This window comes from Kitasatospora sp. NPDC051853, assembly GCF_044452665.1.
GTDB lineage: Bacteria > Actinomycetota > Actinomycetes > Streptomycetales > Streptomycetaceae > Kitasatospora.
This window is the reverse complement of record NZ_JBITBY010000002.1, coordinates 178894-204347: the sequence shown is the minus strand read 5'-3', so window position 1 is coordinate 204347 and position 25454 is coordinate 178894. Positions and strand designations below refer to the sequence as shown.

The following is a 25454-nucleotide window of genomic DNA, read 5'->3' as shown; positions in this document are numbered from 1 at the left end:
GTTGGGCGCGGGGGCCCGTGTCTCCCGGGGGGGGGCCCCCCCCCCCGGGGGGGGCCCGGGGGGGGGCGCCCGGGGGGGGGGGGGGGGGGCCGGGGGGGCCCCCCCCCCGGCCCCCCCCGGCGTCTCCGCCCTTCGACAGAGCCCCGGTCGTCCCCGGGGAGGACCGGGCGGCCCCGCCCCGCACCGGAGAATGGGCCGATGGCTTCCACCCCCACCACCCAGGACCACGGCCGACCGGGCCGGGCCCTCGCGCGCGCCTGCGCCGAGCTGGCCGGCGGGGCGGTGCTGGTACTGGTCACCCAGCTGATCCTGACCGGCCCCGGGCCGTCCGCCCGGGTGCAGTCGGCGTTGGCGGTGGCCGCGCTGGTGCCGCTGACGCTCCGTCGGCGCTTCCCGGTGGCGGCCCTGCTGGGCGCGGCCGCCGTGCTCGGGCTCTACCCGCCGGCCGGGCTGCCGGCCGCCGTGGTCGCGTACTCCACCGCCCGGCGGCTGACCGAGCCGCGGCGCCGGATCGGGGTGCTGCTCGCCGCGGGAGGGCTGACGGTGGCGGTGGCCGCGGTGGCGGCGCCGCCGCTGCACTACGGCGGGCACGGGTTCGGCCTCGGCTACGGCGCGGTGCTGGCCGCCACCACGCTGGTGCTGCCCGGACTGCTGGGCGGCACCGGCGGGCAGGAGGAGCGGCTGCTGCGGGCGCTGCGGGAGCGGGCCGAGGCGGCGGAGGCGGCCCGGCGGCTCGCGGACAGCGAGGCCCGGACGCAGGAGCGGTCCCGGATCGCGGCCGAGATGCACGACCTGATCGGCCATCGGCTGAGCGTGGTCTCGCTGCACGCGGGCGGCCTGGAGATGGCGATGGGGGAGCAGTCGCCCGACCTGCGGGACGAGGCGGCCCTGGTCCGCCGCTCGGTCGGCGAGGCGATGCGCGAGCTGCGCGAACTGCTCGGCGTGCTCGGCCCCTTGGAGCCGGAGGGCGGCCCGGCCGCCGCGACCGCCGCCACCGGCACCCGGGCCGACGTGGCGGAGCTGGTGGGGGAGTCGCGCGCGGCGGGCGTCCGGGTGGCGGTCGCCTGGGAGGGGCCCGACCTGGACGGGTGCCCGGCCCGGGTCCGGCACGCCGTGCACCGGGTGGTGCGCGAGTCGCTGACCAACGTGCACCGGTACGCCCCCGGGGCCGAGGTCACCGTGGCCGTCGTCCACACCGAGGACCGGGTGGAGGTGCGGGTGCGCAACGGCGAGCCGCCGGTGCCGCCGCGGGCCCGGACCGGGCTGGGCACCGGGCGCGGCCAGATCGGGCTGCGCGAGCGCCTCGCCCTGCTCGGCGGCACCCTGGCGGCCGGACCGGAGGCGGACGGCGGCTACGCCGTGACCGCCTCGATGCCGGCCGAGCCCGGACCCGCCGGGCCCGGACCGGCCGTCGCCCGGACGGTTGAGGAACCGTCAGGAGCCGTCGGCGGCAGCGGCAGCGGCGCCGCCGGGCGGCGGGCCGTGCGGGTGGCCGGCGGGCTGGTCGGGCTGCTGGGGGTGGGCGTCACCATGCTGGGCGGCCTGGTGCTGGCCTCGCAGGCCTTCCAGGCCCCCGAACCGGCCCCGGCGCGGGAGGAGCCCGTGCCCGGGATGCACCGCGCGGCGCTGCTCCGGGCGATCTACGCGGACGACCCGGCGTCCCGGGCGGCGGCGGCCGGCCGGGAGCCCGCCCACCCGGCGGGGGCGACCGAGTGCCTCTACGGCCCCGACCGGCCGGGCCCGCCGACCGGGCCGACGGACGGTCCCGGCCGGCTCCGGATCACCCGCTACTGCCTGCGCGACGACGTGCTGATCGCCGTCGACGCCTTCACCGTGCCGCTCGCGGCCCGCACACCACCCTGGGAGACCCCGTGACCCTGCCCGCCGACCGGCCGATCCGGGTGCTGCTGGCCGACGACGAGGTGCTGGTCCGGCACGGCGTCCGGCTGATCCTGCGTCACGCCCCGGGCATCGAGGTGGTCGCCGAGGCCGCGGACGGCGAGGAGGCGGTGCGCCTCGCCGCCGAGACCCACCCCGACGTGGCGCTGGTCGACGTCCGGATGCCGGTGCTGGACGGGCTGGCCGCGATCGGCCGGCTGCTGGCGCTGAAGCCCCGGCCGCAGGTGGTCATGCTCACCACCTTCGGCGACGAACGGAACGTCACCCGGGCCCTGCGCTCCGGTGCCACCGGCTTCCTGCTCAAGGACGAGGGCCCGCAGGAGCTGGTCAGCGCGGTGCGGTCGGCGGCTGCCGGGGACGCGGTGCTCTCGCCGGGGGTCACCCGGACCGTGATCGAGCGGATGCTGGACGGCTCCGCCGGGCCGAGGCCCGCCGCGCCGACGGTCTTCGAGGAGCGCCTCGCCGCCCTCACCGAACGCGAGCGCGACGTGCTGGCGCTGCTGGGGGAGGGCCTGGCCAACGCGGAGATCGGCCGTCACCTGGGCATCGGGGTGGGGACGGTGAAGACCCACGTCAGCGCCGTGCTGGTGAAGACGGGCACCGAGAGCCGGCTCCAGGCGGCGGTGCTCGCCCACCGCTCGGGGCTCAGCTCCTAGGGACCGTCTCTGCCGGAGGAGGGAGACGGCCGTACGCCCCGGGGAGCAGGCGGTGCCCGGGGCCCGACCTCGGGCAGAGGCGCAGGTCGGGACCTGAGGGCGACGGTACGGCGGTGCGGCGCTCGGAGGATGGGAGCCGACCACCCCACCCCTCCCCGGAGCTGACATGACGACGCACGCCCCCGCCCCCTCCCGCACCGCTGCCGCCCGGGCCGACGGGCTGAGCAAGGTCTACGGCGAGGGCGGCACCAGGGTCGTGGCCCTGGACTCCGTCTCGGTGGAGTTCGCCCGGGCCCGGTTCACCGCGATCATGGGGCCGTCCGGTTCCGGCAAGTCGACCCTGCTGCACTGCCTGGCCGGTCTCGACCGGGGCACGGCCGGGTCGGTGCGGATCGGCGACACCGAGCTCTCCGGGCTGAACGACCGTCAGCTCACCCGGCTGCGCCGGGAGAAGACCGGCTTCGTCTTCCAGGCCTTCAACCTGCTGCCCACCCTGACCGCGCTGGAGAACATCACCCTGCCGATGGCCATCGGCGGCGGCCGCCCCGACCGCAGGTGGCTGGAGCAGGTGGTGGAGAGCGTCGGCCTCTCCGGCCGCCTCGGCCACCGCCCGGCCCAGCTCTCCGGCGGCCAGCAGCAGCGGGTCGCGGTGGCCCGGGCGCTGGTCTCCCGCCCGGAGATCGTCTTCGCCGACGAGCCGACCGGGAACCTGGACTCCCGCTCCGGGGCCGAGGTGCTGGGCCTGCTGCGGGGCGCCGTCCGGGAGTTGGGGCAGACGGTGGTGATGGTCACCCACGACCCGGCGGCCGCCGCGCACGCCGACCGGGTGGTCTTCCTGGCCGACGGCCGGATCACCGACGAGCTGCACGCTCCCACCGCCGAGGCCGTGCTGGAGCGGATGCGGCGGTTCGACACCGCCTCCCGGACCAGCTGACCCCTGCGCCACCACTCCCCGGATCCCCGGACCCCCGGACCTCAGGAACGAGACCCGCCACCATGCTCCGCACCGCCCTGCGCGGCCTGCTCGCGCACCGCGCCCGACTGGTCGTCACCGCCCTCGCCGTCACCCTCGGGGTGGCCTTCGTCTCCGGCACGCTGGTCTTCGGCGACACCGTCGCCGGTGCCCTGCGCGGCGCCGCCACCAAGGACCTGAGGGGCGTCGCCGTCGCCGTCCGGGCCGCCTCCGCCGCCGCGGACGACGGGCCGGCCGGTGGCCGTCGCACCGCGCTCACCTCCGAACTCGCCGACCGGGTACGGACGGTGCCCGGCGTCACCTCCGTCCGTGCCGTGGTCGAGGGCACCGCCACCGTGGCGGACAAGGACGGCCGCCCGCTGAACGCCGAGCAGACCCGGCAGAACCTGGCGGTCAACTTCTCGCCCGACACCCCGGGCGGTGACCGGGACGGCCGCCACCCGCTGCGGGAGGGCCGGGCCCCCGCCTCCGCCGCCGAACTCGCCCTGGACCGCCGCACCGCCGAGCGCGGCGGGTACCGGCTCGGCGACGCCGTCCGCTTCGCCGCCGACGGGCCGACCCTCACCAAGACGCTGGTCGGCACCGTGGACACCGAGGACCCGCGGGTCACCGCCGGCGCCACCCTGGTGCTGCTGGACACCGCCACCGCCCAGCACCTGCTGCTCCGGCCCGGCCAGTTCGACGAGCTGGCGGTCGCCGCCGCCCCCGGCACCGACGACCGGGCCCTGGCCGACCGGATCCGCGCCCTGCTGCCCGCCGAGGGCCTCACCGTCACCGGCGGGACCCAACTGGCCCGGGAGCAGGCCGAGCAGATCGAGGAGAGCAGCAAGGGGCTCACCCGGCTGCTGCTGGCCTTCGCCGGGATCGCCCTGTTCGTCGGCTCCTTCGTGATCGCCAACACCTTCACCGTGCTGGTCGCCCAGCGCCGCCGGGAGACCGCGCTGCTGCGCGCCGTCGGCGCCTCGCGCGGCCAGGTGGTCCGCGGCGTGCTGGCCGAGGCCGGGCTGCTCGGCCTGCTCGCCTCCCTCGCGGGGGCCGGGCTCGGCCTCGGCATCGCCGCCGCGCTGCGCCCGCTGCTGGACGCCGGAGGGACCGAGCTGCCGGACGGGCCGCTGGTGGTGACCGCGGACGCGGTGCTGCGCTCGCTGGCCGTCGGGGTCGGCGTCACCCTGTTCGCCGCCTGGCTGCCGGCCCGCCGGGCCGCCCGCACCGCGCCGGTCGAGGCCCTGACCAGTGCCGAACTCCCGCCGCCCGCACGCAGTCTGATGCTCCGTCATGCCATCGGCGGGCTGCTCACCGGCTCCGGCGTGCTCGTCCTGCTGTACGTCGCCGCGCAGCGCGCCGGGAGCGACGGCAACCTGCTCGCGGCCGGCCTCGGCGCCCTGCTCCTGCTCACCGGCACCGTCGTGCTCGCGCCGCTGCTCGCCCGGCCGCTGATCCTGCTGGCCGGGGCGGCCACCGCCCGGCTGTTCGGCGTCACCGGCGTGATCGCCCGGGAGAACGCGCTGCGCAACCCGCGCCGCACCGCCGCCACCGCCTCCGCGCTGATGATCGGGCTCGCCCTGATCACCGGGCTGAGCGTGACCGGCAGTTCGATGGACGCCGCCCTGCGGGAGGCGGCGGTGGCCGGGCTCACCGCCGACCGCAAGGTCTCCCTGGCCGGCCCGGGCGGCCTGGACCCGTCCGCCGCCGAGCGGCTCGCCGCCGTGCCCGGCGTCACCGCCGCGGTGCCGCTCGCCGAGGCCGCCTTCCGGGCGCGCGGCGAGTACGTCACCCTCACCGGCGTGGACCCGAAGGGCCTGGCCGCCGTCTCCGACCTGGAGTTCGCCAGTGGCTCGGCGGCCGGGATCGGACCCGGCCGGATCGCGGTCTCCGACGCGCTGGCCGCGAGGACCGGGCTGACCACCGGTGGCGTCTTCGAGGGCAAGTTCGGCACCGCCCCCGCCAGGGAGTTCACCGTGGCCGGCGTCTACCGGCAGACCCGCGCCTTCGGCGGCGCCCTCGCCACCCTGGACGAGACCCTGCCGCAGTCCTTCGGCGGCAAGCCGGACACCGTCCTGCTGCGGGCCGAGCCCGGCCGGGCCGGCGAGGCGCTGGACCGGGACGTCCGGGCGGCGCTCGGCGGCAGCCCGCTGCTGCGGGTGGAGAGCCGGGAGCAGCTGACCAGGGCCCAGGCCGGACAGGTGGACGCCATGCTCGGCATGGTGGCCGGGCTGCTCGCGATGACGGTGGTGATCGCGGTCTTCGGCGTGGTCAACACCCTGGCCCTGTCGGTCTTCGAGCGGACCAGGGAGATCGGCCTGCTGCGCGCGGTCGGGCTGGACGCCCGGGGCGTGCGGCGGACGGTGCGGCTGGAGTCGGTGGTGATCGCCCTCTTCGGCACCGTGCTCGGCCTGGCCACCGGGATCTTCCTGGCCTGGGCCTGCAGCAGTCTCGCCATGACCGCGCTCCCGCAGTACGCCCTGGTGCTCCCCTGGGCCCGCCTCGGCCTGCTGCTCCTCCTCGGCCCCGTGATCGGCGTCCTGGCCGCCCTCTGGCCCGCCCGCCGCGCCGCCCGCCTCGACCTGCTCCGGGCGATCGGTGCGCATTAGAGCCTGTCTGACCATTCGCGTCGGATCAGGGCGGGTCGTTCGGTGCGTGCGATCGGCGTGCGGCCGGGGCGCCCTCGTAGCGGAGCTACTTGGGCGTTTCGGCCGTGCGGCGAGCGTGCGTGCCGGGCGGGCCGACCCCGGCGGGAATGGTCAGACAGGCTCTAGGTTCCACCGGCACTACCAGCGGCTTTGTGTGCCATCCGGGCGGGGGCTGCCCTTTGCGGTCCCCGCCCGGTCACCGGAGGGTTGCCCTTCTCGTGCGATGCTCCGTGACCGACCGGGCAGAGTTTGCGGTGAAGTGCCCCAACGGGCCTTCCCAGCTTGAGCGGTGTGTGCCGGTGGTGTTTCGATGACGGCCACTGCGCAGGGACAGGTTTGGGGGTTTCGATGCGCCAGCTGATTTCCCGGCCGCAAATCTTCCGCAGCTCCCGGACCCTCGCCGCGCACGCGACCGCGGTGCCGGGCGAGCTCTGCTGACGTTCCTTGGGAGAACCGTGAGCGACGTGCTTTTCACCGCCGGATCGCGCCACCTGCCCTCCGGGCGGATCGAGTTGGCGATCGATCAGGAGGGCGGGCTGACCGTCCGCCGGCTGACCGCCGACCGGACCGAGACCCGTGGCGGCGCCGTTGACCACGCGGTGCACCAGCGGCTGCGCGCCGCGCTGAGGACCACCCCGGGGACACCGGGGAGGGGCCAGGATGTGGGCCTGGCCGAGGAGCCGGCGGCCCGGCAGCTCACCGTGGGGGAGAGCAGCTGGGCCGACGGCACCGACACCCCCGTACCGCCGGTCGGCCGGCTGCTGGAGGCGCTCGCCGTCCAGCTGCTGCAGCCGCTGGAGTACGGACAGCTCCCGTTCGCCGTGGTCCGGTCGGAGACGGCCGGGGCGGTGGACGGCACGCTCCGCCCGGCCGCCGCGATCGGCACCGTCGGCGGTGCCCCCGCCTACGCGCTGGCCGACGGCGCGGCCGGCTTCGACCTCGGGCGGCTGCCCGGCGGCGCCTCGCTGGGCGGCTCGGAGGGTGAGGACGGGCTGCTGCCGACCGCCGTCGCGCTCGCCGAGGTGGCCGGCCGGGAGCTGTTCGCGCTGGGCGCGGCCGACGGCGCCGTCCAGGTCTGGGACGCCGACACCGGCGCGCTGGCGCACGGGACTTCGGGCGGTGAGGGCTCCCAGCTGGTGGCCGCCGGTCTGATCGGCGGGGTGCCGCTGGTCTTCTCCGGCGGCAGCCGGGGCGAGCTGCGCGCCTGGCAGGCCGAGGACGGCCGCGGGCTCGGCCTGCTGGCCGTCGGCGGCGAGGGCGTCACGGCGCTGCTGCACGCCCGGGTGGCCGGCCTCGACCTGGTCGCGGCCGCCGCCCCGGACGGCACCGTCCGGGTCTGGGACGCCGCCCGTGGGGCCCAACTCCAGCTGCTGGTCGGCCACTCGGCCCCGGTCACCGCGCTGGCCCTGCTGCCGCTGGGCGAGCAGGCGCTGCTCGCCACCGGCGGCCGGGACCACGAGATCCGGCTCTGGGACCTGGCCACCGGCAGGCCGGTGGCCGAGTTCTCCGGCCACTCCGCGACCGTCACGGGCCTGGCCTTCGCCGAGCTCGACGGCCGCCCGGTGCTGTTCTCCGCCGCACTGGACAACACCCTGCGCAGCTGGGACGTGCACGCCGCCGAGGCGCTCGCCGGCCGCCCGGCCGGCGGCAGCTGGCTGACCGCGCTGACCACCGTCCCGGTGGCCGGCACGGTGCAGCTGGCCAGCGGTGACGAGCACGGCCGGATCCGGTTCTGGGAGCTCAAGGGCGGTAAGCCGGTGGGCAGTTGCGAGCCGGAGGGGGCCGCCGCCACCGGCCCGGTGCCGGTCAACGCGCTGGCGGTGGGCGAGCTGCACGGCCGCCCGGTGCTGGCCGCCGGCTACGGCGACGGCCGGGTCCGGCTCTGGGACGCGGGCACCCGCACCGAGCTGTACGTGCTGGAGCCGGACGGCGGCCCGGTGGCCTCCGTCGCGCTGCTGGCCGACCCGGACGGCCCGGTGCTGGTCTGCGGCACGGTCGCGGGCGCGGTCCGCTGCCACCGGCTCAAGGACGGCGCCCCGCTCTCGGTGCCGACCCCGCACACCGGCCCGGTCACCGCGCTGGCCTTCGCCGCCCCGGTCCCCGGCGCGGACGCGGTGCTGCTCTCCGGCGGCGCGGACGGCACCGTCCGGGTGCGCCAGGCCCTCGACGGCGTCCCGGTCCGGCAGCTGACGGCCCACCAGGGCGGCGTCACGGCCCTCGCGGTGGGCGAGGTCGGCGGCCGCCGGGTGCTGGCCAGCGCCGGCCAGGACCGCACCGTCCGCCTCTGGGACGTGGACGCCGGCCAGGCCGGTCCGGTGCTGGACGGACTCGCCGCCCCGGCCGCGGTGCTGGCGATCGGCACGCTGGACGGCCGGGCCGTCCTGCTGGCGGGCTGCACCGACGGCGCGGTGCGCGGCTGGGACGTGCTCGGCGGTCACACGCTGGCCGAACTCCCGGGCGGCAGCGCCGAAGTGCGCTCTCTGGTCTGTCAGGTACTCGACGGGGAGGTGCTGGTCGCGGCGGGGGACGAGGGCTCGGTGCTCCGGCTCTGGCACCTGGCCAGCGGGTCCCTGGTCAACGAGGCGCCGCTGGACCGCACCCCGCTGGCCATCGCCTTCGGCGAGGCCGGGCTGCACGTGGTCGGCCCCGGTGGCCCGGTCACGCTCTGAGCACCGTTCGTCCTTTCAGGCTTCCCAACTGTCATAGGGGTAGGGGTACATGTCCGGCAGTTCCGGTTCCTTCAGCATCGACCTGGCCGAGGTCGAGTCCTCCGCGACGATGATCCAGCGGATGCACGACGACCTCCACGAGGCGTTCATCGTCCTGAACACCTACGTGGGGACGGTGAACAAGGAGATCTACGGCAAGGACCTGGTGGGCACGTCGCTGGGCGGCAAGACCGCGGCGGTGATCGGCCTGTCGGAGCAGCAGGAGAAGACCCTGGCCGGGATGAAGGCCTTCCTGGAGAACACCGCCCAGGTGGCCGCCAACCTCAAGACCATGGCGGCGAGCCACCGGGGCACGGACTCGGACAGCGCCGACGACATGAAGAAGATCGAACAGGGCAACGACATCCCGCTGCCGCTGCCCCCGAGCAGCGCCCCCGGCGGCGGCTACGTCTCGCCGCAGGCCCCGCCGAAGCTCGACTACAACCACGCGGGGGACCGGCCGGAGCCGGCGCCGCGGCCGCAGCCGGGTGGCCGCAACCTCCTCTGAGGCCTCCGCCCTCCCGTCCGTCCCGTTCCCTCCTTGAGAAGTGAGTGACCCGCCGTGCCGATCGAGCTGCCTGCCGATCTCGAGGACGTGCTCAAGACCCTCCAGAGCAACGAGGAGGGCAAGGACGTCCTCTTCCCCGACGGCAACGAGACCCGGATCGCCGATCTGGCCGCTGCCTGGAAGAAGTTCAACGACGTCGCCGACGTGCGGATCAGGACGATCCTGGCGCACGCCCAGCGGGCCTGCGAGAGCATGTCCGGCGAGGCGGCGGACAGCTTCGAGCGCTACCTCCAGAAGTACGGGGTCGGCGACGGCTCGCACGCCGGGACGATCCTGATGGCCGGGAAGCTGATGGAGCTTCACCTCACCGGTGCCTCCCAGGCGATCGGGGACACCAAGACCGAGATGATCAACCAGCTCCAGTACGCGAAGAAGTACATCGAGCAGAACCCGGCCGGCAAGAAGGACGACATCGCCAAGTCCGAGGGCGTGAAGTCGGCCGTCGAGGCGTACCACACCTACGTCAAGAGCGTGACGGGCAGCGTCGACCAGATGCTGCGCAAGGGTGCCGACCACGGCGCCGCCACCCAGGCGGCGACCGAGATCTGCAACCTCAACAAGAGCAAGGCCGGCCCCCCGCCCGGCACCCCGCCGCCGGGCACCGGCATCAACTCGGCCAACCCGCCCGGCGGCGGAGCGGGCGCCGGCGCCGGGGGCGGTGCCGGTGGTGGCGCCGGCGGCGGCGAGGGCGGTTCGGGCTCCGGCGGGGCCGGCGGCGGTGCGGGCGGGGGCGGTTCGAAGACCAAGCCCTACCAGCCGCCGAAGGTCAAGCCGTACGAGCCGCCGAAGGTCAAGAACCCGTACCTGGACGGCGGCCCGAACGGCGGCGGCAAGTTCAAGCCCGCCGTCCAGCCGCCCGGCCTCAACCTGGCCGGCCACCCCGACTACAAGGGCAGCTTCGGCTCCACGCTGAGCCCCTACTCCTCCTCCGGCTCCGGCGGGGGCGGCGGTGGCGGCGTCGGCGGTGGCGGTGGGCTCGGCTTCGGCGGGGTCGGCGGCGGCGCCGGTGGCGCCGGTGCCTACGGGCGCGGCGGCGGCCTGGCCGGGGCCGGTGGCGCCGGTTCTCGGATGGGCGGAGCGGGCGGTGCCGGTGCCTACGGGCGCGGCGGCGGCCTGGCCGGAGCCGGCGCGGGAGCCGCCGGGCGCGGTGCGGCCGGGATGCCCGGCGCGGCGGGTGCCGGCCACGGCGGCGGTGCCGGTGCCGGTGGCGCCGGTGCGGGCAAGGGCGGCGGCAAGTTCGTCCGGCCGACCCGCTTCGGCGGCGAGGAGGAGAAGGAGCGGCGTCGCCGCGACCGCGGCATCGTCGGCGGCGAGCAGGTCGACCACGAGAGCGGAGACCCGCACTTCGAGCGGATGCGGCGTCAGTGGCTGGACGAGGCGCGGGGCGGCGGGGTGCCGGAGGGTGCCGAGGCCGCTGCGGCGGCCGCGGCGGCGCAGCCGGCGGCGGCCGGTGGGGCCGACCTGATGACGCAGCTGGCGGGTGCGCTGCTGGGCGGCGGCGACGCGGCGGCGGGTGACGCTCCGTCAGCCGTTGCGGCGGGCGCTCCGGCCGCGGAGGGCACCGTCACGACGGCGGAGTCCTCGGCGGCGGGGAGCGCTCCGGTGGCGGAGGCCGCTGCCTCTTCCTCTTCCTCCTCGTCCTCTTCCTCCTCCGAGCAGGAGTACCTGGACCGGGCGCGGTCGGTGGCGGAGCGGCGCGGGCGCACCGACGAGGCCGCCCCCACGCTCGATTCCGCACCGGCGGCCGCTCCGGCAGCTCCCGCCGCCGAGCCGACGCCGATCCGGCAGGAGGGCGGGTACGACGTGCCGAGCCCGTTCCTGCGGGCCGCGCTCACCCGGATCGCCGCCTCCTCCGGCGACGGCGCTCCGCGGAGCTGACCGCTCCGCCCGTCCGGGCGGCGGAGGGCACCCCCGAGCCCTCCGCCGCCCTTCTCTTCCCCTGTACCGTCGACATCGCTGAGGGACCGTCATGACTGACCAGTCGCCCTTCCGGCCGGCCGATTACGTGGAGACCACTCCGCGGCGTGCCGTCATGGAGCCGCAGGCCGCACCGCTCTGGGGCGGGGGAGACGAGGAGACGGTCCCCGCGCAGTACGGACCGGCGACGGACGACGTGATCCCGGCGTACTACGGGCCGTCGGAGGATGTGATCCCGGCGAGCTATGGGCCGTCGGAGGATGAGATGCCTGCGCGGTTCGGGCCGTCGGAGGACGTGATCCCGGCGAGCTACGGGCCGTCGGAGGATGTGATCCCTGCGCGGTTCGGGCCGTCGGAGGGTGAGATGCCTGCGCGGTTCGGGCCGTCGGAGGACGTGATCCCGGCCAGCTACGGGCCCTCCGAGGACGTGATCCCCGCGCAGCACCGGATGCAGCCGCAGGCCGCGCCGTTGTGGGGCGACGGCGAGACGGTGGCGGCCCAGTACGAGCCGCGGGTCGGGGGCGGTGTCGGGCGGCCGGTGGAGGCCGCGATCCCTGCCGAGGCGGCCTACGAGCCCGGCGTGATGCGGGCGATGAGCGGGACGGACCCGTTCGGCACGACGATGCCTGCGCAGACGGCCGCGTACACGGAGGCGGTTCCGGCGAGTGCCGGCGTTCCGCGTGGTGGGGTGTCGCCGGAGTACACCGAGGCGGTGCGGGCCGGCACGGGCGTGCCGCTGGGCGGCGAGGCGGCGGTGGCGGGTACGCCGGCGTACACCCAGGCCGTGCCCGCGAGTTCGGGCGTACCGGTCGCGAACGCCGAGTACACGGAGGGGGTTCGGGCGAGTTCGGGTGTGCCGGTGGCTGGTTCGCCTGCGTACACCGAGGCGGTGCAGGCGGGTGGTGCTGCGTCGCCGGGGTTCACGGAGGGGGTTCGGGCGAGTTCGGGTGTGCCGGTGGCTGGTTCGCCTGCGTACACCGAGGGAGTGCAGGCGAGGGCGGGTGAGTTCACGCAGGCGGTGCCCGCGAGCGGGGCTGCGAGTGCGGGTGTCCCGGCTGGTTCGCCCGAGTTCACGCAGGCGGTGCCCGCGAGCGGGGCTGCCAGTGCGGGTGTCCCGGCCGGTTCGCCCGAGTTCACGCGGGCCGTGCCGAAGAGCGCGGGTGTCCCGCTCGACGGAACGGTTCCCGCCGAGCGTGCGGAGTCGCCGGACGGTATGACGGCCGCCCTCAAGGTGGGTGGTCAGGGCACTCCTGCCATGCAGGCGCGCAGCACGGGTACTCCCTCTCCCTCCGTCGGTTCGGCGAAGGCCGGTGGGTTCCTGATCGTGCCGGAGCAACTGCGGGCCGCCTCCGGCCCGGTGCTCGGGGTCGCGGACGATCTCAAGGAACTCTTCACGAGCATGAACGCCTACCTCAGCGGCATGCGCGGCAACTCCCCCTGGGGCAACGACGACGACGGGAAGTCCTTCGCCAACGGCGAGGACGGCGAGCCCGGTTACCTCGCCAACGAGAAGGACGTGCTGGAGGGCCTGGAGGCGCTCCCCCAGATCCTCGAAACGATCGGGAAGCGCCTCAAGGGCATGGCCGACGGCTACGAGAACACCGAGCAGTTCAACCTCTCCGGCATGGGCAAGCCCGAGCTCCCCCTCCCCGGCACCGGCCAGCAGGACCTGCTGCACCGCGACATCGCCGCCGGCAAGTACAACGGAAGGCACTGACCCACCATGGCTGTCGAACTCCCCGAGCCCCTGCAGTGGGTCCTGATGCTGCTCGCCGGTTCCCGTTGGCCTGAGGGCGACGAGGACCTGATGCGGGACATGGCCCGTCGTTGGCGGTCCGCCGCCGAGACCGTGGACGAGGGCGGGCGGGCCGCCGATTCGGCGATGAAGCGCGCGCTGGACGGTCAGCAGGGCGCTGCGATGGACGAGTTGGCGAAGAAGTGGGAGACGCTCACCCTGCCGGTGGACGGCTCCAAGCCCGGTTTCTTCCCCGGCATGGTCAAGGCCTGCAACGCGATGGCCGACAGCCTGGAGGCGATGGCCAACTCCACCGAGACGGCGAAGATCTCGATCGTGGCCCAACTGGGCATCCTGGCCTTCGAGATCGCCACCGCCGAGGCCTCTGCACCGGTGACGGCCGGTGCGTCGTTGGCGGCGATCCCGGTGGCGATCCAGGCCAGCAAGATGACGGTCCAGCAGATTCTGAAGAAGCTGGCCAAGGAGATCATCGTCCTGGCGTTGAAGGAGGCCTTCCAGGAGGTCGCCATCAACTTGCTGGCGCAGTCGATCCAGCTCGCGGCGGGCAACCGCAAGGAGTTGGACGGCAAGGAGCTGGGGATGAGCGCGGCCGGTGGTGCCATCGGTGGCGCCGCGGGTGGTGTGCTGGGCAAGGGGCTCGGTGCGGCGGGCAACAAGCTCATCGGCAAGAACATGGACCGGCTGCCGGCCCAGATGGTCGAGGGCGCCATCACGGACGTCGGTGCGGACGCGTTCACGCAGTTCGCCCTCACCGGTGAGGTCGACGCGGGTCAGCTCGGTGGCTCCGCGCTGAGCGGCGCGGGCAGCCCGGCCATCATGCGCGGTGCCTCCGCGCTCAAGGGCAAGTTCAACTCCTCGGACATCCCGGACGCCTCCGACTTCACCGGGGGTGGGACGGGTGGCTCCGGTGCCGACACCCCCAGCATGGGCGGCTCCGGCAACACGAGCTCAAACGGAAGTTCGACGGTAGACAACGGGCCTGCGAACAGCGGTACTTCGGGCAACAGCTCCACGGGTGGCAGCTCGACCGGCTCGTCGAGTTCGAACGGATCCACGACGTCGAACCGGCCGGACAGCTCCGACGCGGGCGGTTCCGACAAGCCCAGTGCCTCCGGTTCCTCGAACAGGCCCGACAGCGGTGGGAAGCCCGATGCGGACGCCTCGCCGCAGAACCTGTCGCCGATCGGCAGCGATGGTCACCACATTCGGCAGCCGTACGCCGAGGGTGCCACTCCCGATGCGGACGCGCCGCCGCAGAACCTGTCGCCGATCGGCAGCGACGGCCACCACATCCGCGGGGACGTCTCCTCCGACTTCGACCCGCCGAGCAGGTCGGACGCGGGGAGCACTCCGCGCACCTTCTCCACCATCACCCACGACGACGTCACGCCCACCTCCTACCGAGGCCCGGACAGTTCCGTCCCGGACACGTCGACCCCGCGCACCCTCACCCCCTACGACCCCTCCGCCTATCAGGCGCCGCGCAGCGGCGACACCGGGGACCACACCCCTGCCCAGGAGGTGCCGACCTCCTCGCCGCGTGGACCGGAGCCGTCCCCGCAATCGCAGTCGCAGCCGGACGCCCGCGTCCCGCACCAGTCCGCTCCGCCGGCCGACGCCCCGTCGGCTCCTCACGAGGGCACCCGGATCGCCGGTGGCATCACGGCACCCCGCATGCCCGCGGCGGCCCAGCAGGGTGCCACGGGCACGTCGGACTTCGCGCCGCCCGTCGCGATGCCCGGCCCGGACGCGGCACCGAACGTCCCGCCGCAGACCGGTGCTGTGCCGCCGGCCGCCGCGCCGCCGCGCACCGACGTCCCTCCGACCCAGGTTCCCCGGGCGACCACGCCTCCTGCGACGACCACGACGACCCGCCCGGGCGCCGCGCCGTCCGCACCTCCGGTCTTCGGCACGATCCGGCCGACCACGACGGACCAGGCGGACACCACGCCGACGCCGGGCGACGACCGGTCCGGGAGCAGGGCGCCGAGGCCCGAGGTGCTCGCGTTCGACGCCGAGGTGGTGACGGACATCCAGGGCAACCCGGTCAACGGGCAGGACGTCACCCAGGCGAAGATGGTCTACGCGACCAAGCTGCTGGTCCATTTCCAGGGCGCCGCCGCGTACAACCCGTTCGTGGAGGGGCACACCGATCCGGACGTGGACCCGGAGGTCAAGAAGTTCTACACGGCCGTCATGACGAACGGCCTCTGCGGTGGTTGGGTCGAACTGCAGAAGCGTGACCCCGAGAAGGCCGCGCAGGTTTGGAAGGCCCTGTCGGACTGGCAGCCCGTCGCGCAGCACGCCCAGGGGATCGGCAGTTACTGGTCGCTGGAGCAGAAGGCGCACACGGACTACCCCACCCACGACCAGCTCAACGACGCGCGTCGGGCGGATCTCCAGCGCCTGAACGACCTGCTGGCACCCGCGGACCTCAAGCCCGAGGACGCGACGGCCGCGGTCACCGCCGCCTACGAGTTCATGGGCCCCTTGGAGAACGACACCCTGGGCCCGGACGAGACGCCGTACGGCCCGGCGCCCGAGGTGCTCCAGAACATCGGCAACACCCCTGAACTGACCGGGGCGAACCGACCGGACTCCCTCGGAAAGGTCGAACTCCCGGACAAGACGGCGGCGGACGACGATGCGGCGGAGAAGGTCGCGCAGCAGTTCGCCGATGCGGTCCACGGACTGACGCCGAACGACTCGGGCTACTACGTCCACCTGCAGACCCCCGTCCACCACATGGGCGTCAGGGTGGAATGGCAGGACGGCGCCCAGGTCCTGACGGTCTGTGAGAGCCAGCGGTTCGGCGTCGTGCGGCTGAACGACCCGCAGGATCTGAAGGTGATCCTCGAGGAGAGCGGCATGATCGCGCTGTACGACGAGGGGGACGCCGAAGCGGAGGACGCGAAGGACCAGAAGCCTTACGGCTACGAGGTGTTCGGCAACGCCGCGCCCGGGCCGGAATCGTCGCCCGCCCCGCAGGAGACGCAGTCGCGCTCGATGCCGCCGCAGGACGGTGACTCCTCGACTCCCCGGACGGCGACGCCGACGTTCGGCGCGCTCCCGGACCAGGCGCCGCCCGTCCTCCGGCCGATGGGATCGGGTGCCGTCGTCTACGAGAACACGGATGAACCGGATACGGACGACCGAGGCAAGCCGGTCAACGGGCAGGACGTCATCCAGGCCAAGATGATCTACGCCACCAAGCTGCTGGTCCACTTCGAAGGCGACGGCAGTGTCGGCTACGACCCGTTCACCGACATGGACGGGGACGCGTACTGGAAGAAGTACGCCTCGGCGGAGGACTTCGAGAACGGTGACGTGAACGAGGGCCAGGAGCCCGAACCGGATGCCCTCGCGTTCTACGGGCTGGCCTTCAGCAACGGTCTGTGCGGTGGCTGGGTGGAGATGCAGAAGCACCACCCGGACAAGCTCGCCGAGGTCTGGGGCGCCCTCTCCAACTGGGACGCTGGGATGCTGCATGCGGAGGGCAAGGGAGCCTACGCCGACAAGCAGGAGGCCCTGATGGCGGAGCACGGGGACCTCGCCGCGATGGACGCGGCCCGGAGGGCGGACCTCGAGCAACTGCAAGCCCTGCTGGCCCCCAGCGGTCTCCAGGTCAGTGACGTGACGGCGACGCTCACGGCCGCCTACGAGATGATGGGGCGTCAGGAGGAGGGCTACGCCCCGGCGCCGAGGCCCTTGCAGGACATCGGCGGGACCCCTGCGTGGATGGACACCAGCCCGCTGGTGTCGCACTCGAAGGCGGATCTCGACAACCCGGCGGCGACCGACGAGGCCGCTGCGGAGCAGGTCGCGCAGCGCTTCGCGCAGGTGGTCCACCAGCTTCCCCAGAACGACCAGGGCTACTTCGTCCACCTGCAGACCCCCTCGCACCACATGGGTGTCCAGGTGCGCTGGGAGAACGGTGCCCAGGTGCTGTCGGTGACCGAGAGCGAGACGTCCGGGGTGGTCCGGCTGGCGAGCCCCGACGACCTCCAGAACATCATCGAGAACAGTGGGACGATCGAGGCGGACCCTGCGGACATCGAGGACGGCGAAGCCCCGTACGGGTACGAGGTGTTCCTGCTGCCGCCGCGGACCGGCGCGGCCGATCAGCCGGCCGGCCAGGACTCCGACTCGCCCCAGTTCGGCGCGGTCTCGCCCGGACCGCGCCTGGACGCGGCACGCCCGCCGGCCGACCAGAACGCGCAGCACGTGCCGGCCCCGGACACGACGGTGCCCCCGGTGGCCCCCGTGGCCCCGGCACCCACGGCCACGCCGCCGGCGCAGGGCACCACCGCCGCCGCGCCCCTGACGCTCGGTCCGGTGCGGCCCCTCAAGCGGTCGCTCGACGAGATGTCGGGCGCCGTGCCCCCGCAGCAGGAGGACGGCCCGCGCAAGATCAAGAAGGCCCGGACGCCTGCCCACGAGCGGACGGACGCGGTCCTCGCCGACCGGATGCGGGCGAAGCCGACGCCGGATCAGCAGGCCGCCCTGGAGGCCTCCCTCGCCGAGCACCGGCAGGGGAGGTTCCCGACCTACACGCCGAAGCTGCTGGAGAACGTCAACCCGCACGGGAAGGCGGAGCCGGGCAACGACCTGTACAACTGCCTGGAGAACACGGCCGCACTGCGCGACACGCACTACGGCGCCGGGGCGCAGCGGCCCGCGGACCGTCCGCTGCCGCAGGGCGACCCGAGCCGACTGGCCGAGTCCGCCTGGCACTTGGTGAAGCAGCCGGCCGGGCTCCACCCGATGCGGTTCGGTACCGGGCAGGCCGGTATCGACGCCCTGGTGCAGCAGGTCAAGGACGCCGGACCGGGGACCTTCTCCACGGTGCTCACGGGTCAGCCCGTCGGGCACGCGTTCGCCCTGGTGCACGGTCGTGACGAGAACGGTGAGAGCACCCTGCACTGGGTCGATCCGAGCACGCACGAGGTGACGGCGGTCGAGCCGGGCAAGCTGCCCACGTACATGGCCCCCGGCTCACCCGTCTGGGCGGCCACCACCGACCAGGACGGCGAGACGGTGCCGGGCGGAACCCTGGACCACAGCCTCTTCGGCGGGGTTCAGCGCGACTTCGGTGCCGTGTCAGAGCATTGGAACCTGCCGCCCCTCGACGGTCTGACCGTCGAGAACCTGAACGACCCTGAGCAGGTGAAGGCGTACGCGCGGCGGGCGAGGGAGGCGAACGAGCACGCCGTCCTCGACCTGCTCATCAAGAAGACACCGTCGGAGATGCATGCCGAGATCGAGGCACTCAGGGATGAGATTCCGGAGGCCGAGGCTCGAAAGGTGATCCCCCGAAAGGTCCACGCCATCTGGATGGGTGGGCCCATGACCCAGGCGGCGAAGGAGAATCTGCAGGCTTGGAAGGACGCCGGCGGTGAACCCCTGGAAGGCGAACAGCCGTGGGAGTTCACCATCTGGACCACGCAGGGCACCCCGGGTATGGAGGGCCTTCCCTTCGAGGTGAAGTACCTGGACGAGGTGACCGTGGACGGGAGGATCAAGACCGCTTTCGACACGGCGGCGCCCACACCCGCCGAGATCGAGGCCGTGCGAGCGGCCAAGGAACGGGCTCGCGTGGCCGAGGCGTTCCACGAGGAGATGCGGCAGCAGGTACAGGAGATCCAGGGCACGATCCCGGCAGACGCCCCGGACAATGACGATACTCAAGCCAAGCGGACCCGCCTTGAGGCCATGGTCGCGCTCGAAGAGAAAGCCAGGAGTGAGGCGGCCAAGGCGGCCCAGGACGCGAGGGACCTGGCAGGGCCCATGTACAAGCGTTATGCGGCGACTTCGGATCTGGCCCGTTACAACATCCTCCACCAGCAGGGCGGTGTCTATCTGGACGTGGACATCCACCCGGGCGAACTCAAACTCAAGGATGTGTTCGCTCGGGCCAGTTCGGAGGATGCCCCTGTGTTCGGTCCGGGGCTCCGCGACCAAGAGGCCCTCGTGAATCGCCTTGCCGAGATGCGCATCAGGGCAGGGGAGGCGGACGGTGCTTCGAAATCAACCGTAGTGAACCAAGTGCTGGCGGAAATGACGGATCCCCTCGTTCGTGACGCTCTGATCCGTCAGGCAGCTGCGGACATGGCCAACAGGGGAGACATGCCCGGAAACCACTTCATCGCTGTTCAGCAGGACTCCAGCTTCATGGACGAGACCATCGCAACCTGCGAGAAGTTGCTCGACAAGAAGATCATGGAACTCTCGGAGGACATTCCCCTCCCGGAGGTGAAGGTGGAGGAGCCGAAGCGCACCTGGAGCAGCCTCTGGCAGTCGAGCAAGACCGAGGACTCCAAGGTGTTGGAGCTTCGCTTGGAGAAGCAACGGTTGATGGCTCTTCAGGCCGCCCTCCAGGAGCCTGCGGCGGTCACCGGACCGGTGGCCATCCAGCACCCCATCCTCAAGTGGGAGATGGAGGAGAAGGGAAACACTCCGACGGACGTGCGTGACCATTTCTACGGTCAGATCAGGTGGATCACCCCCGAGAGCGATCAGCAGGGGGAGTGACCGTCCGGGGCTACTCGCCCGTGCGGATGCGGGGGAGGGCGGTGGGGTGGTGGTCGCGGAGGTGGGCGACCAGGTGTTCGCGGACCTCGAAGCGGAGGACGGCGACGTCGTCCGGGGTGCGGGCGGTCATGGTGGCCCGGACGACGATGGTGCTCGGGGTGGTGTCGGTGACCTGGAGGGCCCACTCGGTGCTGTCCCAGAGCGGGTTCGTGGTGAGGAACTCGTGGAGGGCGGCGCGGAGTTCGGGGACCGGCGTGGTGTGGTCGAGGTGGAGGAGGACGGCGCCGAGCAGGCCCGGGTCCTTGCGGGTCCAGTTCTCGAAGGGCTTGCTGACGAAGTAGGAGGTCGGGACGATCAGGCGGCGGTAGTCCCAGAGGCGGATCACCAGGTAGGAGAGGGTGATCTCCTCCACCGTGCCCTGCTGGGTCTCCACCACCACCGTGTCGCCGATCCGGACGGTGTCGCCGAAGGCGATCTGGAGGCCGGCGAAGAAGTTGCCGAGCGCGCTCTGGGCGGCGATGCCGGCCACGATGCCGAGGATGCCGGCGGAGGCGAGCAGGCTGGCGCCGATGGTGCGCATGGCCTGGAAGGTCAGCAGCATGACGGCGACGGTGACCACGGCGATCAGTGCGCTGACGACCCGTCGGGTGAGGCTGAGCTGGGTCTGGACCCGCTGGACGCGGTAGGGCTCCTCGGTGACGGTCTGGTAGCGGAGGAAGAAGGCCTCCAGGGCGGCGGCGACCACCCGGATGGTGAGCCAGCCGAGCGAGGCCATCAGGGCGAGCAGGACGGTGTGGTGGGCGTCGTCGCCCTTGAGGTCGAAGATTCGCTCGATCGGGCGTGCCGCGAGCAACAGGCTGGTGCAGACGACGAGTTGGAGCGGGATGCGGCAGCGGCGCAGCAGTGCCCAGACGGGTGACTCGGGGTGCCGGCGGGCCACCCGCTGGAGGATCTGGTCGCCCAGCCAGCCGAGCGCCAGGGTGACCAGGACGATGGCGAGCAGGGCGGAGAGCGGCCAGAGCACGGTGCACCTCCAGAGGTCGGCGATTTGCACCATACCGTGACGTTTTGTGATGTCCCGGGAAGTGACGCGCGGTCGGACTCAGCTGCGGGAGGGGTGCGCGTCGGGACTGGCTGGGGCGAAGGAGGTCTGCCCGGAAGGGGGGGTGAGGTCGGCCCGGACGGGCTGACCGGGAGGGCAGGGGGAGCCCGGTGGGCGGGCGAAGCGGCCCGGGGTGGTGCCGAGGAAGCGGCGGAAGTGCCGGTTGAGGTGGGGCTGGTCGTGGAAGCCGACGGCGGTGGCGACCTCGGCCGGGGGCTGTCCGGCGAGCAGGAGGCGGCGGGCGCGGTCGATCCGGCGGGCCGTCAGGTACTGGTGCGGGGGGATGCCGAAGGCGGAGCTGAACGCCCGGACGAGGGCGGTGGGGTGGGCGTGCAGCAGCCCGCCGGCCTCCGCGAGGGTGGGCGGGGTGAGCAGGTCGGCGTCCAGCAGGTCGCGCAGGTCGTGGGCGAGGCCCCGGGGTGGTGGTGGCTGGTCGGGTGGGTCCGGGCGGAGGTGGGTGTGCAGGCGTGCGGCGACCAGGGCGAGGCGGCTCTCGGCCTCCAGTTCCTCGCCGGGGTGGGCCAGGGCGGTGTGGAGGCGGCCGATGCGGTCGCGCAGGAGCGGGTCGGTGATGTCGGGGCCGTCCACGGCCGGGCCGGTGAGGGAGGTGTCCAGCTGGGTGGTGTCGAGGTAGAGGACCCGTTTGCGGAAGCCTTCGGCGGTGGCCGGGGCGCCGTTGTGGGGGACGTGCGGCGGGAGCAGGCTGACGGTGCCGAGCGGGGTGCCGCGGCGGTGGCGGTCGAGCTCGTACCGGACGGCGCCGTCGTCCACGATCAGCAGGGTCCAGCTGTCGTGGACGTGCATCGGGTAGCGGTGCTCGGTGAAGCGCGCGTGCAGGACCTCGACCAGGCCGGGCACCGGTGGCCGCCACGCGGAGACCTCCTGGCCGGGCGTCATGCCAAGAACGTACAAGACCGGGTGGGCGGGGGCCGGGCAGTCTCGGTGCATGAGAAGCGAAGAGCTGAGCAGTGCGGTGGAGCAGGTCCGGTTCGACACCAAGATCGCCGTCCTGCTGCGCGAGGACCTGGAGCCCTGGCAGCGGCTGAACGTGACGGCCTTCCTGGTCAGCGGCCTGGGCACGGCCGTGTCCGAGGTGATCGGGGAGCCGTACGAGGACGGGGACGGTACCGGCTACCTGCCGATGTTCCGTCAGCCGGTGCTGGTCTTCGAGGGGGCCAAGGAGGTGCTGACGGTCGCACACGGGCGGGCGCTGGGGCGGGAGTTGCCGCTCGCGGTGTTCACCTCGGACCTGTTCGCCACCGGCAACGACCGGGACAACCGGGCCGCGGTGCGGGCGGTCGCCACGGCGGAGCTGGACCTGGTCGGGATCGCCCTGTACGGGCCGCGCAACGCGGTGGACAAGGTGCTGAAGGGTGCCAGGATGCACCCCTGACCGGCCGGATGACCGGCGGTGAACTGGGAAAACCCCGGTGCGGTGGCCGGCGGTGGCTGGTTAGGGTGCGGCCCATGAACGACGACCTGACCGTGACCACCCTGGCCGAGCGGCCCGAACTGCGCGAGCGACTGTGGGAGATGCCCGACACCTGGGCCCCGTTCATGGACCACGACCTGGTGGCCAACGCGCTGATGGGTTCGATCGCCGAGCTCTTCCCCGAGCACGTGGTGGTGGCCACCGACGCCGAGGGCGCCCTGGTGGCGCGCGGCCACAGCGTGCCGTTCCGGCTGCACGGTGAGGGCCGGGACGGCCGCCTGCCGGACCGGGGCTGGGACCAGGTGCTGCTCTGGGCCGTGAACGGCCACCGCCGGGGCGAACGCCCCGACACCGTCAGCGCGATCGAGATCGCGGTGCGGACCGACCTGCAGGGCAAGGGCCTGTCGGGCGTGGTGCTCGGCGCGATGCGGGACGCGGCGCGGGCGCGCGGGTACGCCGAGGTGGTGGCCCCGGTGCGGCCGAGCGCCAAGCACCGCGAGCCCGGCACGCCGATGGAGGAGTACGCCTTCCGGGTGCGCGCGGAGGACGGGCTGCCGTACGACCCGTGGCTGCGGGTGCACGTCCGGGCCGGGGCGACGGTGGAGCGGGTCGCGCCGGTCTCGATGACCATCGCCGGCTCGCTGGCGGAGTGGCGGGAGTGGACCGGCCTGCCGTTCGACGCGACGGGGGAGGTGCTGGTGCCGGGGGCGCTGGTGCCGGTGCGCTGCGACGCGGAGCGGGACCACGCGGTGTACGTGGAGCCGAACGTCTGGGTGCGGCACCCGGTCTGACGGCCCCTGGGGTGGATACGGCGCGGCGCCGGTCGGGAGTGTTCCCGGCCGGCGCCGTCGTCCGTGGGCCCTGCGGGACCGTCAGAACAGGCCGTGCCACATCTGCTCGACGACCACCGACCACCAGGTGGTGTCCTTGCGGAAGGCATCCTGGTCGATGGCGGCCAGGCCGTTCTGGAACTCGGCCAGGGCGGCGCCGGCCTCGGCCGGGGCGAGCTCGGCCAGGGCCGGGCGGGCGGTGGCGAGCAGGGCGAGGCTGCGGTCGAAGGCGGCGACGGTGCTGTTGACGAACCGTCCGCTGCCGGTGCGCGGGTGGACGGCCCAGACCGAGCCGGCCTCGTCGCCGGCCGTCTGGACGGCGATCACGCAGAGGCCGTCGGTGCCGATCCGGGTCCAGCCGGCCAGCACGTCCAGGGTGGCGGGCGCGATCGGGGAGCCGGCGGCCGTCAGGTGGGTGCGCAGGTCGGCGAAGAGACCGCCGGGAGCGGGCCGGTCGGCCTGGTCGGCGGTGAAGAACAGCGGCAGCTCGTTGGGCAGCCCGGCCCAGGTGAGGGTGGAACGGGTGGCCTCCGGGAGCGCGCTGGCGGCCAGGTCGTCGGCGTCGTACCGGGTCACCAGGTCGAAGACGGTGGGGAGTTGACGGCCGAGCGCGACGTCGCGGACCGCCTCGGCGGGCTCGACCGAGCCGGGCAGCGGGGCGGGGGTGCGGTTCGGCCGCGGGGTCGGGCGCAGGCGCTCGGTGAGGGCGGTGACGCCCTGGGCGCGCTCGTCGGCGGTGATGCCGTACGGGAAGTCGTGGCTGACGGCCGCGTTCGGCAGCTGCTCCAGCACGACGGCCGGGTAGCCGCCGGGCAGGGTGGACGGGTACAGCGCGGTGTGGACGGCGGTGACCGCCTCGGGGGCGACGCCGCGCCGCTGGAGCTCGGCCAGCAGCTGGTGCTCCACGGGCGGGTGGCCCGGGGCGGCGGTGAGCTCGATCCGCACCGGCTGGTTGGTGGCCGGGTCGGTGTAGTCGGCGGTGAGCGCGTTGCCCGGGCCGGTGGCCGGACGCTTGCTCTCGCGGTACGCCTCGATGACCTCGTCCACCGGGATGGAGGACCAGACCGAGAGCCGGCCGGTGGCGCGGTCGACCACGCCACAGGCGTCACCGAGGTCGGCCGGGGGACGGCGCTGCCCGGTGACCGGGTCCCGCTCCAGCGGTGCGGGCGCCGCCCAGACCACCCAGCCGAGGTCGAACTCCCGGTGCCGGACCTCGCGCCGGGGCAGCCCGGCGGTGTCGGCGCCGCTGTTCAGCCAGGCGTCGGCGGTGCTGAGGGCAAGCTCCTGGGTGATCACGAGAACTCCTGGACTGAGGGGACCGGTGCCGCTTCGTCGGCCGGGGCCTTGGGGGTCTTAGGGGTCTTAAGGGTCGCTGCCGCGAGCCGGGACGAGGCTACCCGTTGCAAGGTCGAGACCGAACGGGCACGGTACGGGTACAGCCACGAAGTAAACCTTATGATCTCATGGGCAATGCTGCGGGCGGCCGGGGAAGTTGGCCCGGACGGACCGCGGTGGAGAAGCAAACGGGGCAGGGGGACAGGCGATGGCCACGGACCGGGACATTCCGGAGATCACGGACGACGAACTGCTCGACGTCGCCGACAATCCCGCGCAGGCACGTGAGTTGCACCGCGCGCTGCGCACCCTCGCCGACAACGACTCCGTCGGCCCGCAGCTCCAGCAGATGGCCCGGGACGTGCTGACCGGCCGGGTCGGCATGCGCGAGGTGGTCGAGTCCGACCGCTACCTCAACGCGATCGGGGAACGGCTGGGCCAGATGCGCACCGCCGCCGAGAACCTCAGCCCCGCGGAACGGGAGGCCTCGGATGCGCGGGCGGTCAAGCTCCGCGAGGACTACGAGGCCGAGTTCGGGCCGGACGAGCCCGAGGAGTGGGAGCACGGGGGGTTCCAGCCCGGCGGGCACCAGCCCGGCGGGTACCAGCGCTGACGGGGCGGGGTGCCGGGGCCGGCTCGGCCGACGGGTCATCAGGCAGGTAGTGGGTAGCGGGCAGTGCAGTAGGGGGCGCAGATGTCACAGCAGATCGTGGTGGACCCGGACAGTCTCCGGTCCGAGGGCAGGAACATGGCCAGCATGGGTGAGGACTTCCTCGCGGCCGTGAAGAACCTCTCCAGCAGGCTGGAGGCCCTGGAGAAGGGCGACACCCCGCCGTGGGGCGACGACGACCTCGGTGAGAAGTTCGGCGTCGTCTACGAGGGCCTGCGCGACGGCATGAAGGAGTCGATGCAGTCGCTCGGCGAGCGCATCGGCGAGATCGGCCAGAAGCTCCAGGGCATGGCCGTCGCCCACGAGAACAACGAGTCCCAGACCAGCGGCGACATCCGCACCATGGAGGGCCGCCAGGGCATGCTCGGCCAGCGGGTCCAGGCGATCCACCGCCCGCAACACTGACGCACCGTCGTCCCACGGCGTGGGTGGCCGGGTCCGAGGGCG

The 25454-nt window shown here is 73.7% G+C and carries 16 protein-coding genes; 13 read left to right on the top strand and 3 right to left on the bottom strand.

Going from position 1 to position 25454, the window contains the following annotated elements:
* Positions 1-198 precede the first annotated feature (198 nt).
* The 9 genes from ACIA8O_RS05690 (at position 199) to ACIA8O_RS05650 (ending at position 19638) form a co-directional block, all read left to right on the top strand.
* Complete coding sequence (locus ACIA8O_RS05690; protein ID WP_396292273.1) at positions 199-1875, top strand: sensor histidine kinase; 1677 nt, start codon at positions 199-201, stop codon at positions 1873-1875.
* Positions 1872-2555, top strand: coding sequence for a response regulator (locus ACIA8O_RS05685; RefSeq protein ID WP_396292272.1), 684 nt, complete (start codon positions 1872-1874; stop codon positions 2553-2555). The genes ACIA8O_RS05690 and ACIA8O_RS05685 overlap by 4 nt, the downstream gene beginning before the upstream one ends.
* A 166-nt stretch (positions 2556-2721) precedes the next feature.
* The gene (locus ACIA8O_RS05680) at positions 2722-3489 is read left to right on the top strand and encodes an ABC transporter ATP-binding protein (protein ID WP_396292271.1); all 768 of its coding nucleotides are present in this window, start codon (positions 2722-2724) and stop codon (positions 3487-3489) included.
* Positions 3490-3551: 62 nt separating this feature from the next.
* Positions 3552-6119 (top strand): ABC transporter permease, encoded by a 2568-nt coding sequence (locus ACIA8O_RS05675; RefSeq protein ID WP_396292270.1) that lies wholly within the window; start codon positions 3552-3554, stop codon positions 6117-6119.
* Positions 6120-6613: 494 nt separating this feature from the next.
* Positions 6614-8827: a WD40 repeat domain-containing protein gene (locus ACIA8O_RS05670; RefSeq protein WP_396292269.1), complete on the top strand. Its 2214-nt coding sequence runs from the start codon at positions 6614-6616 to the stop codon at positions 8825-8827.
* 49 nt (positions 8828-8876) lie between these two features.
* Positions 8877-9374 (top strand): hypothetical protein, encoded by a 498-nt coding sequence (locus tag ACIA8O_RS05665; protein WP_396292268.1) that lies wholly within the window; start codon positions 8877-8879, stop codon positions 9372-9374.
* 54 nt (positions 9375-9428) lie between these two features.
* The gene (locus ACIA8O_RS05660) at positions 9429-11312 is read left to right on the top strand and encodes a hypothetical protein (RefSeq protein WP_396292267.1); all 1884 of its coding nucleotides are present in this window, start codon (positions 9429-9431) and stop codon (positions 11310-11312) included.
* A gap of 154 nt (positions 11313-11466) precedes the next feature.
* Positions 11467-13068, top strand: coding sequence for a hypothetical protein (locus ACIA8O_RS05655; protein WP_396292266.1), 1602 nt, complete (start codon positions 11467-11469; stop codon positions 13066-13068).
* Between the two features lie 6 nt (positions 13069-13074).
* On the top strand, positions 13075-19638 hold the full coding sequence (locus tag ACIA8O_RS05650) for a glycosyltransferase (RefSeq protein WP_396292265.1): 6564 nt from the start codon (positions 13075-13077) through the stop codon (positions 19636-19638).
* 10 nt (positions 19639-19648) lie between these two features.
* Here ACIA8O_RS05650 and ACIA8O_RS05645 read toward each other — a convergent pair whose 3' ends face one another.
* On the bottom strand, positions 19649-20695 hold the full coding sequence (locus ACIA8O_RS05645; RefSeq protein WP_396292264.1) for a mechanosensitive ion channel family protein: 1047 nt from the start codon (positions 20693-20695) through the stop codon (positions 19649-19651).
* Between the two features lie 45 nt (positions 20696-20740).
* Positions 20741-21637: an AraC family transcriptional regulator gene (locus ACIA8O_RS05640; protein WP_396292263.1), complete on the bottom strand. Its 897-nt coding sequence runs from the start codon at positions 21635-21637 to the stop codon at positions 20741-20743.
* A 49-nt stretch (positions 21638-21686) separates the two neighbouring features.
* Here ACIA8O_RS05640 and ACIA8O_RS05635 point away from each other — a divergent pair, with 49 nt between their 5' ends.
* Together ACIA8O_RS05635 and ACIA8O_RS05630 are read left to right on the top strand one after the other, a co-directional pair.
* Positions 21687-22133 carry a DUF2000 family protein gene (locus ACIA8O_RS05635; RefSeq protein WP_396292262.1) on the top strand — a complete coding sequence of 149 codons (447 nt, stop codon included), beginning with the start codon at positions 21687-21689 and terminating at the stop codon, positions 22131-22133.
* Between the two features lie 74 nt (positions 22134-22207).
* Complete coding sequence (locus ACIA8O_RS05630; protein ID WP_396292261.1) at positions 22208-22963, top strand: N-acetyltransferase; 756 nt, start codon at positions 22208-22210, stop codon at positions 22961-22963.
* A gap of 81 nt (positions 22964-23044) precedes the next feature.
* Here the strand turns inward: ACIA8O_RS05630 and ACIA8O_RS05625 are convergent, their stop codons facing one another.
* On the bottom strand, positions 23045-24298 hold the full coding sequence (locus tag ACIA8O_RS05625) for an SUKH-4 family immunity protein (protein WP_396292260.1): 1254 nt from the start codon (positions 24296-24298) through the stop codon (positions 23045-23047).
* Positions 24299-24545: 247 nt separating this feature from the next.
* Here ACIA8O_RS05625 and ACIA8O_RS05620 point away from each other — a divergent pair, with 247 nt between their 5' ends.
* Entirely contained in the window at positions 24546-24950 is a 405-nt protein-coding gene (locus ACIA8O_RS05620; protein ID WP_396292259.1) for a hypothetical protein, read from the top strand.
* An 81-nt stretch (positions 24951-25031) separates the two neighbouring features.
* Entirely contained in the window at positions 25032-25412 is a 381-nt protein-coding gene (locus ACIA8O_RS05615) for a hypothetical protein (protein WP_396292258.1), read from the top strand.
* Positions 25413-25454: the final 42 nt, after the last annotated feature.

Coding starts and splice junctions, on each gene's coding strand:
- ACIA8O_RS05690 (WP_396292273.1), top strand. CDS start 199: ATGGCTTCCACCCCCACCACCCAGGACCACGGCCGACCGGGCCGGGCC.
- ACIA8O_RS05680 (WP_396292271.1), top strand. CDS start 2,722: ATGACGACGCACGCCCCCGCCCCCTCCCGCACCGCTGCCGCCCGGGCC.
- ACIA8O_RS05675 (WP_396292270.1), top strand. CDS start 3,552: ATGCTCCGCACCGCCCTGCGCGGCCTGCTCGCGCACCGCGCCCGACTG.
- ACIA8O_RS05665 (WP_396292268.1), top strand. CDS start 8,877: ATGTCCGGCAGTTCCGGTTCCTTCAGCATCGACCTGGCCGAGGTCGAG.
- ACIA8O_RS05655 (WP_396292266.1), top strand. CDS start 11,467: ATGGAGCCGCAGGCCGCACCGCTCTGGGGCGGGGGAGACGAGGAGACG.
- ACIA8O_RS05650 (WP_396292265.1), top strand. CDS start 13,075: ATGGCTGTCGAACTCCCCGAGCCCCTGCAGTGGGTCCTGATGCTGCTC.
- ACIA8O_RS05645 (WP_396292264.1), bottom strand. CDS start 20,695: ATGGTGCAAATCGCCGACCTCTGGAGGTGCACCGTGCTCTGGCCGCTC.
- ACIA8O_RS05640 (WP_396292263.1), bottom strand. CDS start 21,637: ATGACGCCCGGCCAGGAGGTCTCCGCGTGGCGGCCACCGGTGCCCGGC.
- ACIA8O_RS05635 (WP_396292262.1), top strand. CDS start 21,687: ATGAGAAGCGAAGAGCTGAGCAGTGCGGTGGAGCAGGTCCGGTTCGAC.
- ACIA8O_RS05630 (WP_396292261.1), top strand. CDS start 22,208: ATGAACGACGACCTGACCGTGACCACCCTGGCCGAGCGGCCCGAACTG.
- ACIA8O_RS05620 (WP_396292259.1), top strand. CDS start 24,546: ATGGCCACGGACCGGGACATTCCGGAGATCACGGACGACGAACTGCTC.
- ACIA8O_RS05615 (WP_396292258.1), top strand. CDS start 25,032: ATGTCACAGCAGATCGTGGTGGACCCGGACAGTCTCCGGTCCGAGGGC.